The organism is Opacimonas viscosa (assembly GCF_024199005.1).
Taxonomy (GTDB): domain Bacteria; phylum Pseudomonadota; class Gammaproteobacteria; order Enterobacterales; family Alteromonadaceae; genus Opacimonas; species Opacimonas viscosa.
The window spans coordinates 1-258 of record NZ_JANATA010000209.1; the positions used below are offsets into that span (position 1 = coordinate 1).

At 45.0% G+C, this 258-nt stretch carries 1 protein-coding gene; it reads left to right on the top strand.

What is annotated here, in order from left to right; genetic code table 11:
* Positions 1-129: 129 nt before the first annotated feature.
* Positions 130-258: heme exporter protein CcmB (locus NLF92_RS13325; RefSeq protein ID WP_284700446.1), on the top strand; the 129-nt coding region annotated here is incomplete at its 3' end.

Sequence of the window (258 nt, forward strand, 5' to 3'; positions counted from 1 at the left end):
GGTTCACATGCTTGAAAAAAGTATGAAAGAGCACGTTGGTCGCGGCGGTCTCATCATTACTACTTCGCATCAACACCTATCAGAAACTGCAGGGGAACACCGTGTATTCGATTTGGAGTACCGCTTTTAATGTCACTGTACCAAGGAATTTTTAAGCGCGACATGCAGGTTGCGTTCAAGCAAAAAGCAGAATTAGTGCAACCTCTGATGTTTTTGCTGATGGTGGTGACCTTATTTCCCTTAGGCGTTAGTCCGTCT